The organism is Leeuwenhoekiella sp. CH_XMU1409-2, assembly GCF_037029365.1.
Taxonomy (GTDB): Bacteria; Bacteroidota; Bacteroidia; order Flavobacteriales; family Flavobacteriaceae; genus Leeuwenhoekiella; species Leeuwenhoekiella blandensis.
In genome coordinates, this window is the sequence record NZ_JAYMEI010000007.1 from 165149 (window position 1) to 178706 (window position 13558).

Below are 13558 nucleotides of genomic sequence, written 5' to 3' on the forward strand. Positions count from 1 at the left end.
CTGAATATGACTGTGGCTACTAATGCTTGGTTTACCAAGTATTTTACAGATTATACCTACGACGAGATGTTTACCCCAGATCTCAGCGTTAAGGAAGATTGGCAGGAGCTTTTAGAGAACTTTAAGCGCATAGGTATTGACGGCTTAACACAACGTCAAAATGATATCAATTGGCTGCTGGAAGAAAACGGGGTTACGTATAATGTGTATAACGATCCCAACGGGCTTAATCGCCCTTGGAATCTTAATGTTGTTCCTTTTATCCTTAAAGCGAACGAGTGGCAAAAAATTGAAAAAGGCCTTAAACAGCGCGCACACCTGCTAGATCTTGTTCTTAAAGATATTTATGGCGAGCGTAAGTTGATCAAAGAAGGTATTGTACCTCACGAAGTGATCTATGGACATCGCGGATTCCTACGGCAATGTGATAAAATTCAGTATAAAATTGATAAGCATTTATTGCTGTATGCCGCAGATTTAGCTCGAGGTACCGATGGCAGAATGTGGGTGGTGAATGACCGCTCTCAGGCACCATCAGGAATGGGGTATGCTCTTGAAAATCGCTCTACGGCAAACCGCGTTCTTGCCGATATTTTTGGCGAAATGAACATCAAGCGACTTTCAGAATTTTTTAAAGAATTCAACGAGCTGTTGCTTGAGGCTTCTCCCGATAAAGTTGAAAATCCCAACATTGTTATTCTTACTCCGGGCTCGCATAACGAGACTTATTTTGAACACGCCTATTTAGCTTCATTTCTAGGATATCCTTTGGTTCAGGGGAATGACTTGGTCGTTCGCGACGGATTTCTGTTTATGAAATCGCTTAAAGGATTGAAGAAAGTACACGTGGTTTTGAGACGAGTGGATGATATTTTTACAGATCCACTTGAGTTACGTGAAGACTCTCATCTTGGTGTTGCGGGATTACTGGATGTAGTGCGTAGACAGAATGTAGCGGTGGTGAATCCCATAGGAAGTGGCGTTTTAGAAAACCCGGGGCTTATTCCTTTTATGCCGGCTATTTGCAAATATTTTTTAAAGGAAGATTTACAGTTGCCTCAAATTGCGAGTTGGTGGTGTGGTCAGGAGAAAGAGAAAGACTATGTGCTGAAGAATTTAGCAAACCTCGTCATTAAGCCGATTGATCGAACCAATCGCGAACACATACATTTTGGATCTCAGATGTCTACCGAAGAGCTTGAAGCACTTCGGAAAGAAATTTTAAAGAAGCCTTATCATTTTGTTGCTCAGGAACGCATCAGTTTTTCTACAGCGCCCAACTATTCAAAAGGAACTTTTGAACCGCGTAATATGGTCGCTCGTACGTTTACCATTGCAGGAAAAAGTGGCTACAATGTGATGCCGGGCGGATTGGTGCGTGTCGCTCCGGAACGTGGAAAACTAAGGGTTTCTAATCAACGTGGGGGAACCAGTAAAGATTTTTGGATCATTGGAGATCTTAAAAGTGAAGAGACGGCAAATTATAGTTGGAATCGCAGATCTGCCGTTTCGGTAAGCGGTCTTGATGATCTACCGAGTTTGACTGCGGAAAATTTATATTGGGCTGGTCGTTATGTGGGACGCACTTTAGTAAATGCACGTTTTTTACGAATGGTCTTAAAACAGATGAATGCTCCTGAAGCCGAATCTAATCAACAAACCTGCTCGGTTAAAATGAATATCCTCTATAAGGCTGTTACCCAAATGACCGGTACCTATCCCGGCTTTATGGAGAAAAGTAAGAACGGCACCTACGCGATGGACAATCCGCTGAAAGAAATGATGGCGGTAGTTCTTGACCGAAATAAAATAGGAAGTCTAGCTAACTCAATGATGATGTTCAGCAATTCCTATTATTCCATAAGGAATTTGTGGAGTAGTGATATGTGGCGGGTTTTTGAAAATATTCAAAAATTGTGGCGCAATCTGGAAAATGAAAAGCAGATCACCGTCAATAAAATGATCAAAACCCTTAATCAATTGATTACGCGTTTGATTGCTTTTATGGGACTTATTGAAGAAAGCATTATGGTAGACCAGGGATTATTGCTTTATTTTATTGGTCTTCAGTTAGAGCAAAGTATGCTTACAATAACCAAATGTCGCTCACTTTTGGTGATCAAGCAGTCTGGGCAAACTGAATATGAAGTGCTTGAGTCGTTATTGAGCAGTCATGAAAGTTTAAATATTTATCGTTACAGCTATAGATCTTACATACGCGTAGAACCAGTGATCAGCTTGTTGCTTATGGATTTGAAATACCCGAGATCATTGGCTTTTCAGCTGGGAAGATTACAAAAAGATATAGCTCGTTTGCCACATTCTCAAAAGTCAGACGCCCTTATGGATTATGAGAAAAAAGTTTTTGAAGCGTTTTCAAAATTACGTTTGGCAAGCTCTGAAGCACTCGCACAAACACAAGACGATCAAGGCAACATACGAGAGCATCTTGACATGCTTTTAGAAAGCCTAAGTGACTTATTATTTTCAGCCTCACAATCAATTTCAAACACCTATTTCAACCATACGTATAAGCAGAGTCAATTGGTTGATCAAAACTTTCCGCTCTAATGCTATATTCGGTAACGCATACCACAAAGTACGATTATGATGCTCCCGTGAGCTATTGTCATAATATCGCCGTTTTAAAACCGCGACGCTCACTAGGGCAGGAGTTGCTAGAGTACAATATGACGATTGCACCCGAAGCCGATGAAGTCTCTGAGCGCGTGGATTTCTTCGGAAATTACATCACTCGTTTTTCTATTCAGAAAGAACATAGGCAGTTGAAAGTGACGACAACCAGCAAATTGCGCAGGGAGTATGAGCAGTTTAAAACAGACTTTAGGTCAGATAAATGTACACGTGTTACGCTAGATCAAGCCAAAGAAAATCTTTTAAAAACTGAAATTGAAATACTAGAGGCAAAGCAGTTTGTCTTAGATTCTATTTTTATCAATAAAACCGGTGAAGCGGTTGAAAAATATGCTCGCGAAAGTTTTAAACCCAATCGTTCGGTTTTTGAAGCTGCCGAAGAATTGATGCAGCGTATTTATACCGATTTTGATTTTGTTTCAGGGTTTACCAGTGTTTCTACGCCAATACATGAAGTGATGGAAGAACGCAAGGGTGTTTGTCAGGATTTTGCGCAAATCGCTATTGCGTGTATTCGATCTATAGGGCTTCCCGCACGTTACATCAGTGGATACATAGAAACCTTACCACCTCCGGGCCAGGAAAAATTAATAGGAGCCGACGCATCTCACGCCTGGTTCTCTATTTTTATCCCGGGTTTTGGCTGGGTAGATTTTGATCCTACCAATAATCAAATCCCCGGCGACCAACATCTGGTCGTAGGTTGGGGAAGAGATTATTATGATGTTCCTCCTTTAAAAGGAGTGGTTTATGGTAGTGGAAAAAGCCAACTTTCAGTCGAAGTTGATATAGCACGCGTGGTTTAAACGGCAGCAAGATATTTTAGGAAACACATACTGCCGCCTACGCCGCTGTATTGCCCATAATTAGGAATAACATCGTATTCCCGTTTTTTGTAAAGTGCAATTGCCGGGGGTTGAAAAATTCCGGTTTCAAGTACACACTTTGTGTAACCTATTTCACTTGCCCAGTTTTCTAATGCTTCAAGAATAGCACTGGCATAGCCGCGTTTGCGGTACAAAGGTTTGGTGTACATTCTTTTGATCTCTACGCTTTTAGGACCGTATTCTCTAAAGGAACCACAAGCTACAGGAATTCCACTGTCATAAGCGACAATGACATTTTTTATTCGGTCTAATGCATTAAATTGATTGTAAAATGCGTGATCATCTCCGTCTGTAACTTTGAGAGTTTGATCAAGTTCTTTTACCATTTTTAAGAAATCAGCATTTTTTGAGTCGGTACGTACAAGATTTAGCATATTTCGTAAATGTGTTTGGTTGGTAGTTGAACTTGAAAGATACACTTCTCTTGTACTTTTTAAAACTTTTGGAGGAAGTATTTGTTAAAGATTTTTTAACTAAAGCTGTCGAACTGCCTAGAATCTACGTTACAAACGATACTGCAAAAAAAAAAGTCTGCCTTGTAAGACAGACTTTTTTATACTAAAAATATATTGACACCGCCAAAAGCTTTGACACTTCGGGGGAGTTTACTTTAGAGGTTCGAGCTCGCCAACGGCCAAACCCAAACTGTTGAGTTCATTTTTGATGCGCTCATAAACGCTTGGTTTTGCGTAGTCAACCGCAATGATCTGTTTTTTGAGATTGATCTCCAAAACACGTACTTCCATAATCCTATTGAGACATCTGTTGATGACTTCTTGTGAACCTTTAAAGTTTTGATTTGCGATTTGGAGTGTAGCTTTCATGAGATTGTTGTGGTTTAGATCAGACTTGGGCTTTTAAAATTACAACAAGAATTTGTAGGAATTACTAAACAAAAGCTCAAAATCTACTGATTAACAATATTTTAGTGTTAAATTTTTTAACTAAACCGGTTTAGGGAATTTGAAAATGTATGTGTTTATTTTACACTAAAGGATTTTTCCTGCTAAGTAGCGCTGTATAGCATAGACATCAATTTGCTTATTAAACTTCTTACTTACGCTAGGAACATTTTCGCTAGAGATCCAGATTTTCAATTCAGCATCTAAATCAAAAGTTCCGGCGGTTTCTAAAGAAAAGCGAGAAATATTCTTGTAAGGCAAACTTTTATATTCGGTTTTTCTTCCTGTAAGTCCTTGTTTATCTACAAGGATTAGCCGTTTAGAAGTAAAAATGAAGACGTCTCTAAGCAGCTGAAATCCAACTTCAATATGTTCTCTTTCTGTGAGCAAGCGATCATATTTCTTGGTAAGGTCTTCTAAAGACATTTCGCTGGCATTCCCTAATATTCTATCAATGATACTCATAGCTGGTTTAAATTATGTTATCAAGAGTATAAGAAAGGCAATCTGCAATCTCCTAGAGAATAGCTTGTTTAACAAGCATTTAATAAAGCTTACTTAGTTTATACTAGTAACAAGTATTTACGCATAAAAAAAGCCCCCAAGAGGGAGCTTTTTGAAGATTATTATGAAACAATAATTAGAAGGCGTTAGCCACTAACTGCTCGTAAAGTTCTTGTCTTCCGCTCAATGGGGTAGGCTCACCGGTTTTTCTTCCTATTTCACTAAGTTGCTCAAGGCTTAAAGTACCATTTTCAAACTTGGCACCATTTCCGCCATCAAAAGACGCGTACCGTTCTTTACGTAAGGTGCTATATGATGTGTTTTGCAATAGATGATCTGCAGCGATCAGGCCACGTGCAAAGGTGTCCATCCCTGCGATGTGTGCTATAAATTTATCTTCAAGGTCAATCGAATTGCGACGAACTTTGGCATCAAAATTTATTCCGCCGCCTTGAATACCACCGCCTTCAAGAATGACTAGCATGGCTTGTGTAACTTCAAAAACATCTATTGGGAACTGGTCTGTATCCCATCCATTTTGATAATCTCCGCGATTGGCATCGATACTTCCTAACATGCCTGCATCTACAGCAACTTGTAATTCGTGCTCAAACGTATGACTTGCCAGCGTTGCATGATTCACTTCAATATTCAGTTTAAAGTCATCTTGCAAACCATATTTGTTGATGAAGCCAAGACTTGTTGCAGCATCAAAATCATATTGATGCTTGGTTGGTTCCATAGGTTTTGGCTCGATAAGGAAATTTCCTTTAAAACCTTGTTTGCGGGCATAATCTCTAGCCATGGTAAGAAATTGTGCCAGGTGATCTTGCTCGCGTTTCATATCGGTATTCAAAAGACTCATATAGCCTTCACGACCACCCCAGAACACGTAGTTCTCACCACCCAATTCAAGTGTAGCGTCTATAGCTATTTTCAATTGAGCGCCGGCATAAGCCACCACGTCAAAATTGGGATTGGTTGCTGCGCCATTCATATAACGCGGATTACTAAAGAGGTTTGATGTTCCCCAAAGCAGTTTAATACCGCTTTCTTGCTGCTTTGTTTTTGCATAGTCAACAACCGCAGCAATGCGTTTTTCAAATTCGGCGAGATCAGGCGTTTCATCTACAAGATCTACATCGTGAAAACAATAATACGGCAAGCCCAGCTTGGTCATAAATTCAAAAGCAGCATCCATTTTATCCTTAGCACGAGCCACAGGATCAGGATTGGCATCCCAGGCAAAAGTTTCGGTAGGAGCACCAAACGGATCTCCGCCTTTATTGTTGAGCGTATGCCAATAAGCCATCGCAAAGCGCATATGCTCTTTAAGTGTTTTTCCTGCGACTACTTTATTTTCATCGTAGTATTTAAAAGCAAGTGGATTATCGCTTTCTTTTCCCTCAAATTTGATCGGGTCTATGTTTTTAAAATAGGTGCTCATTAATCTAGTATTTGAATATTCTTTTTCCAGGTTTGATATAAATTAGTGTAGTGTTCTTTCAATGCTGATTGAGGTTCTTGAGCGCTTAACAATTCTAGTCCTTGTGCAGCTTCATCCAGACTTTTATAAAATCCGTAGCCATAGGCAGCACCGCGAGCAGCACCTTCAGCACCATTGGTTTCATACAGTTCTAAGGAAGTCTGCGTAGTATTCACAAAAATCTCTCTAAATACCGGACTTAAAAATAAATTGGCTTTTGTCGCTTTTACTGAAGTACCACCGGCACCAATTTGCTGCATCACCTCAAAGCCATAATTCATTGCATAAACAATACCTTCACAAGCCGCACGAACCATATGGGTGGCCCCGTGCCTGTTGAAATCTAAATTCTGCAATCCGCTGAAGGATTTCTTGTTATTAAAAATACGTTCCACTCCATTGCCAAAAGGATAAAAGTTAAGTCCGGCACTACCCGGACCAGCTTGCGCTGCTTGAGCATTAAGGAAATCGTAAGACAACAACTCATCTTTTCCGGTGGAAAGTATTTTACGCAACCATTGGTACAAGATCCCAGAACCATTAATGCATAATAAAACACCGTTGCGTTTTTGAGCTTCCGTGTTGTTTACGTGCAAAAAGGTATTGATACGGTTTTCTGCATCAAAAGCATCTTGATCGGTCACCGAATAGATCACTGCCGAAGTTCCTGCAGTAGTAGCGATTTCTCCGGGTTTGTTGACGTTAAGCGCAAGGGCATTGTTGGGCTGATCTCCAGCTCTGTAAGTGATTTCTACATTTTTTGAAAGTCCTAAAGTCTCAGCGATTTTAGGAGCAATAGTCGCTTGATGACTAAAATTAGCAACGATCTCCGGAATTACCGCATGCGGAAGGTCTAAAGCCTCGAGTACTTCTTCGGCTAAAGCATTCTTTTTAAAGTCCCAGAGTGCAGCTTCAGAAAGGCCAGATTTACTGGTTTGTGCTACTCCAGAAAATTTAGCTGCCAGATAATCTCCGGGCAACATCATATGTGCAATTTGATCAAAAAGTTGAGGTTCGTTTTCTTGAACCCATTTCAACTTGGAAGCGGTAAAATTCCCCGGACTTTGTAAAACCCGGTCTTGAAAAAAGCTTGCTCCTTTTTCCTGATAGTATTTTTCACCTATAGAAGCAGCACGACTATCACACCAGATAATAGACGGGCGCAGCACATTTAAATCTTTATCGGTGAGCACGAGGCCGTGCATTTGATAAGAAATACCAATGGCTTTGATCTGTTTAAGATCGATACCTTGATCGCCTAGTTTTTTGATACCGTTACACGTGTACTCCCACCATTTTTCGGGATGCTGTTCTGCCCAGCCACTTTGAGGTGCATCAATGCGCATCTCTTGATCAGGAACCGAAGAACTGGCTACCGATTTGCCGGTATTGGCATCAAGAACGGCTAGCTTGATTGATGAACTGCCCAGATCGATTCCTAAAAAATACATAAGCGTTTAAATTAAATCTCTTATTTTAGTCCAATGGATAACTTATAGTTTTTATGACTACAAGTATACATATAAAAATATAATTATCACAATACCCATTAAAATTATCTCGTCTTTAGCGATTGAGAACCAGAATTATGACAAAACAAAATGAAGCGACCATACTCGATAGTTTAACCATTGATTGCGTGATTTTTGGTTTTAATCAAGGAAACTTAGAAGTGCTTTTGGTCAAGCACGCCGACGGAATAAGCAAGGATAAATGGGGCCTTCCGGGAGGATGGATCTTTACCGATGAAAGCACAGACGCTGCTGCAAATAGGTTGCTGTTGGAGCTTACCGGGATAAAAGATGTTTATCTAGAACAGCTGCGTGCCTTTAGTGAACCCGATCGTTTTCCTTTGTCGCGAGTGATCACAGTTGGGTATTATGCCTTGATCAAAAAAGAAGATTGGACGGGTTTAAAGCCTGGAGCAACCGCGTCAGAAGTGGGCTGGTTTAAGGTTTCTGAAGTGGAGACGCTTATTTATGATCACTTGCATATTCTGGGAGTCGGATTGCGCAGGTTACGTCGCCGAATTAAACAGGAACCTATAGGTTTTAACCTTTTGCCTGAAAAATTCACACTGCTTCAGTTGATGCATTTGTATGAAGAAATTTTAGGCTACGAGATGGATAAACCCAACTTTAGAAGAAAAATTTTAAGAATGAATTTACTCACTGCACTTGACGAAAAGCAAAAAGATGTATCGCATCGTGCAGCAAAACTGTATAAATTCAACCCGGATACCTATCAAAAGTTGATAGAAAAGGGATTCAATTTTGAATTTTAAACCTAAAAAAAGCCGCAATTATTTAATTACGGCTTTAATTTTTATAAGCATTTATTTTTATTGCCATCCACCACCAAGACTGCGGTAGAGCTCAATGTTTGCAATTAGAATTTGCTTTTTGGTATTGATTTCATTCAGTTCACTTTCTAAAGCGTCGCTTTGAGCCGTGATCACCTCTAGGTAGTTTGCGAATCCACCTTTAAACAGGAGCGCGGCATCTTTAAGTCCTTTTTGCGTAACTTCAATACGCTCTTGTGCGATTTTATATTCTTCGGTGAGTTTGTTGATTCGGGTTAGCGAATTAGAAACATCTTCTACCGCACCGATCAGGTTATCCTTAAACTCCAATTGTGCGATCTCACGTTCTGAAAGCGCCACGCGATAATTGGTTTTAAGCTTTCTATTATTAAAAATAGGCTGAAAGATAGAACCGTTAAGCAATGCAAAAGCTGAACTTACGGGATCAAAGAAATTCTCTAACTGAAACGAATTCAATCCCAATCCTGCACCGATGGACAGCGAAGGATATTTTAAAGCTTCGGCAACACCGGTACGTGCGTTTTGAGCGATGAGTTCATATTCTGCCATCGCCACATCTGGACGATTTTTAATCAATTCTAGCGGAACACCGGTCTTGTATTTTTTCTGAAATTGTATAGCATCAAGATCTGCATTAAGCTCGATGGGACGCGGTGATCTTCCTAAAAGTTGGTTTAATTTATTTTCTTGTACCGTGTACGCGCGTTCTAATTGCGGAATAAGAGACTGCGCTTTTAACTGCTGTGATTTGGTTTGCTGAAGCGCCAGGGAAGTGGTTTCGCCTGCATCGTATTGCAGTTTTACTATATTGTACGTACTATCATTAAGCGCATAGTTTTTCTGTGCTACTTCAACCTGAGACTTCAACATTATTAAATTATAATAGGTCGAAGCAACTTCTGCGATCAATTCGGTTTGTACAACTTTTTTAAACTCTTGAGACTTCATAAAGTCGGCACGCGCTGCTTCCTTTTGCCATCTCAATTTTCCCCAGATATCCAGCTCCCAATCGGCTTGCAATGCAGTGGTGTACTCTAAGCGTTCTGTATATAAACTTCCCGGTACATTTTCTCCGTGATTGCGTCTCGCACGGTTAGAACCGTAATTGTTATAATTCTCTGAGTAATACTCTCTTCTAAAACCTGCCGGAGTCGCATTGACCGAAGGTAAAAAGTTGGCCTTAGATTGGGATAGATATTCCATTCCAATATCCATATTGCGCATCGCTTTTTGCAAATCGATATTATTCACAAGAGCTGTGTCTATAAGCGCAATCAACGTGCTGTCTTCAATAAATTCTCTCCACGGAATATGCGACATCATCAAGCTGTCTCGACTGATTGCCGCTTCGGCTAATGAATCGTTCAGGACAGAATCTTTCACATAGAATTCTTCAGAAACATCATCAAATTGAGGGCGCTCATATTTTTGCCCCACCTTACAACTGCCGAGTATTAAAAGTATCAGCAATATCAAGCTTGCGCCGAGATATCGGTTTATATTCGGTTTTCTTTTTATGGGGTTTATATTAATCGTTTTCATAGAAGTTAGGTTAGTTTTTTTCTTCAATTTCTTTATCTCCGTAGCGCTCTAAGTTGTACTTATCGTGCAACATCTGGAAGATGTATGCCATCACAGGAATTACAAAAATTCCTAAAACAATACCACCTACCATTCCGCCGGCAGTACCAATACTCACCGAGTGATTACCTTGCGCCGAAGAACCTTCAGCAAACATAAGGGGTACAAGTCCTACAGTAAATGCAAGCGAGGTCATAATAATAGGTCTAATACGCAAGGCACTGGCTTCAAGTACGGCGTCAAAGGCATTGAGCCCAGAACGTCTTTTTTGAGCAACAAACTCTACAATAAGAATGGCATTTTTAGCCAAAAGACCAATTAACATGATGATCCCAATTTGTACATAAATGTTGTTGTCAAGTCCGGCTAAATTGATCGCGGCAAACACACCAAATATCCCAACAGGCAGTGATAACATTACCGCTAGCGGAAGTAAGAAACTTTCATACTGCGAGGCCAGAATAAAGTATACTAGAAGAATGATGATGATAAATACAATAATGGTGTCGCCACCCGAGTTTTTCTCTTCCAGACTCATACTGGTCCACTCATAGCTCAAACTCGCAGGCAGTTTTTCGCTGGTTAATTCTTCGATCTTTTTCATCACGTCACCAGTACTGTATCCTTTTGCCGGGGTTACGTTTATTTTTGCCGCGTTATACAGATTGTAACGGTTAACAACTTCAGGACCATAAGTTTGCTCTAATCGAACGATCGTGTTTACAGGCACCATTTCACCTTTATTATTCTTCACAAAAATGCTGTTGAAAGACTCCGGCGATTCTCTATAAGGAATATCGGCCTGCATATACACACCATATTGTCTGCTAAAGCGGTTGAAATCACCCGGCTGCACACGACCAAAATAGGACTGCACCGTAAACATCATGTCCTTCACGCTAACACCTAAAGCCTTTGCTTTTTCATAGTCGATCTTAAGACGATACTGCGGAAAATTTGGATTAAAAGAGGTAAACGCATTGTCAACTTCTTTCTGATTACTCAGCGTATTGATAAACTCATTTACGATCTGACCGAACTCTCCCAAGTCACCGTCTGAACGGTCTTGCAACATAAACTGAACACCATCAAAGTTTCCAAACCCTTGTATCGTAGGTCTTGGGTACATATTGAAATCAGTTTCCGGTATTTGCTCTAGTTTTTTCAGTAGGTTTTTAATAACCTCTTGAATGTCTTCAATTTCTCCACGCTCTGCAGCGTGTTTTAGCTGAACATATCCTAAACCAGAAGACGGACTATTAGCATTATCTACAACATTAAAACCAGAAACAGTATTCACACCTTTAACAGCAGGATCTAATTGAAGAATAGAATCTGCTTTTCTTAGCGCAGCATTTGTTCTGTGTAGTGAAGAACCTTCAGGCATTTTCATAGAGAAAATCAAGAAGTTATCGTCTTCAGTCGGGATAAAGGCACTTGGCGTAATTCTAGAAAGAAAAATGGTAGCGACAATAATTGCTGCCAGAGCACCTACACCTATCCATTTATGGTTCAAGAACCAGCGTACAACATTGAGGTATTTGTCTGTAAACTTATCAAAACCACTGTCAAACTTACGCAGTCCTTTACGCTTTGCTACTTTGGCTTTTCGCACTTGACGCAGTTCTGAAACTGTTTTGGTCATTCCGCGTTTTTTCTTTTCACGCTTTTTCTTTCCGAAGAAAATCTTGGTCAGTACCGGAGTAAGCGTCAATGCATTAATTGCAGAAATTAAAACCGCAAAAATGATCGTGTACGCAAACTCTTGATAAAATACTCCCACAGGACCACTCAAGAAAGCAACCGGTAAAAATACGGCAGCAATTACCACTGTAATAGAAATAATCGCACCTGTAATTTCGTCCATCGCGGCAGAAACTGCTTTGCGGGCAGAAAGGCCGTGATGCGTCATTTTCTCGTGAATAGCCTCCATTACTACAATCGCGTCATCTACCACAATACCAATGGCAAGTACCAACGACAACATACTGAGTACGTTCATCGAAGCGCCAATAATATTTAGGAAGAAAAACGTTCCTAAAAGGGAAACCGGAATTGAAATAGCTGTAATAATGGTCGCTCTAAAGTCCTGCAGGAATATAAATACCACAATAAAAACCAGAATAAATGCCTCTACAAGCGTGTGCATCACCTGGCTCATCGATTCATCGATCTGATCTCTTACACTGTAAGTAATCTCATAATCGATGCCTTCGGGGAATAATTTCTTCTGTTCTTCAAGTATCTCTCTAATACGTTCATCAATGGTTTTGGCATTTGCACCATTCATTTGCACAATATCGATCGTTACTGAAGGTTTTCCGTCTAGACGGTTTTCACTGGTGTAGTTCGACGCACCAAACTCGATACGCGCAACATCTTTAAGACGCAGTTGGGCACCATCTTCATTGGTTTTAATGACAAGATTTTCATACTCTTCAATCTCGCTGAAACGCCCGTCATACTTCATTACAATTTCAAAAAGCTCATCTGAATTTTCACCGAATTTACCCGGTGCGGCTTCAAAGTTTTGATCTTTTACCTGATTGTAAACTTCTCTTGGAGTAAGGTTATACGAGGCCATTTTTTGTGGATTCAACCAAATACGCATCGCGTAATCCCGCTGGCGTAAGATTGAAGCTTCGGCTAAACCTTCGACACGTTTAAGCTCACGTCGAATGTTGATTCTTGTATAAGCATTAAGGAAGGTCTCATCATAGGTAGAATCTTTACTGAATATATTGATCGTCATGATACTACCTTTCATTCTCTTGGTAACCGAAATACCAGCTTCAGTTACCTCTGGTGGAATTTTTTCAGTAATCACTGAAATCCGGTTTTGAATGTCTACCGCTGCCTGATTGGGATTGGTTCCCGGTTTGAAGTAAATGGTAACTCGACCACGACCAGAGTTGGTCGCTGTTGAGTTGGCGTAGGTCATATTTTCTGTACCATTAAGCGCTTCCTCGATAGGTAGTAAAACAGATTTTGCTACTGTTTCGGCGTTACCTCCCGGGTAATATACCGCCACACTTACACTGGGAGGTGCAATTTCAGGAAAACGTTCAACGGGTAAGGAAGTGATACTAGCGGCTCCCGCAAGTACCAATACTATTGTGATCACCAGTGTAAAAACCGGCTTTTTTATAATCTTTTTAAACATAGGTTAGCTGTTTCGCTATTAGACTTAATACGAAATAAGAACTCTTAAAATGTGTCT

The 13558-nt window shown here is 40.3% G+C and carries 10 protein-coding genes; 3 read left to right on the forward strand and 7 right to left on the reverse strand.

The window, feature by feature from the left end; all coding sequences use genetic code 11:
• Positions 1-6: 6 nt before the first annotated feature.
• Positions 7-2571 carry a circularly permuted type 2 ATP-grasp protein gene (locus WA338_RS09675; protein WP_336093220.1) on the forward strand — a complete coding sequence of 855 codons (2565 nt, stop codon included), beginning with the start codon at positions 7-9 and terminating at the stop codon, positions 2569-2571.
• Entirely contained in the window at positions 2571-3461 is an 891-nt protein-coding gene (locus WA338_RS09680) for a transglutaminase family protein (RefSeq protein WP_336093221.1), read from the forward strand. The genes WA338_RS09675 and WA338_RS09680 overlap by 1 nt, the downstream gene beginning before the upstream one ends.
• Here WA338_RS09680 and WA338_RS09685 read toward each other — a convergent pair.
• From WA338_RS09685 to WA338_RS09705, 5 genes are all read right to left on the reverse strand, one after another.
• Positions 3458-3916: a GNAT family N-acetyltransferase gene (locus WA338_RS09685; RefSeq protein WP_225598901.1), complete on the reverse strand. Its 459-nt coding sequence runs from the start codon at positions 3914-3916 to the stop codon at positions 3458-3460. The genes WA338_RS09680 and WA338_RS09685 overlap by 4 nt on opposite strands.
• A 231-nt stretch (positions 3917-4147) precedes the next feature.
• Positions 4148-4366 carry a hypothetical protein gene (locus tag WA338_RS09690; protein WP_225598900.1) on the reverse strand — a complete coding sequence of 73 codons (219 nt, stop codon included), beginning with the start codon at positions 4364-4366 and terminating at the stop codon, positions 4148-4150.
• A gap of 165 nt (positions 4367-4531) precedes the next feature.
• Positions 4532-4909 (reverse strand): PH domain-containing protein, encoded by a 378-nt coding sequence (locus WA338_RS09695; protein WP_009779640.1) that lies wholly within the window; start codon positions 4907-4909, stop codon positions 4532-4534.
• 175 nt (positions 4910-5084) lie between these two features.
• Positions 5085-6395, reverse strand: coding sequence for a xylose isomerase (gene xylA, locus WA338_RS09700; RefSeq protein WP_336093222.1), 1311 nt, complete (start codon positions 6393-6395; stop codon positions 5085-5087).
• Positions 6395-7885 carry a xylulokinase gene (locus WA338_RS09705; protein WP_336093223.1) on the reverse strand — a complete coding sequence of 497 codons (1491 nt, stop codon included), beginning with the start codon at positions 7883-7885 and terminating at the stop codon, positions 6395-6397. The genes xylA and WA338_RS09705 overlap by 1 nt, the downstream gene beginning before the upstream one ends.
• 137 nt (positions 7886-8022) lie before the next feature.
• Here WA338_RS09705 and WA338_RS09710 point away from each other — a divergent pair, with 137 nt between their 5' ends.
• A complete protein-coding gene (locus WA338_RS09710) occupies positions 8023-8718 on the forward strand; it encodes an NUDIX hydrolase (RefSeq protein WP_225598897.1) in 696 nt (231 codons plus the stop codon).
• 57 nt (positions 8719-8775) lie between these two features.
• On the opposite strand, the gene WA338_RS09715 is transcribed toward WA338_RS09710, so the two are convergent.
• On the reverse strand, positions 8776-10299 hold the full coding sequence (locus WA338_RS09715) for a TolC family protein (protein ID WP_336093224.1): 1524 nt from the start codon (positions 10297-10299) through the stop codon (positions 8776-8778).
• A 10-nt stretch (positions 10300-10309) separates the two neighbouring features.
• Complete coding sequence (locus WA338_RS09720) at positions 10310-13501, reverse strand: efflux RND transporter permease subunit (RefSeq protein WP_336093225.1); 3192 nt, start codon at positions 13499-13501, stop codon at positions 10310-10312.
• Positions 13502-13558: the final 57 nt, after the last annotated feature.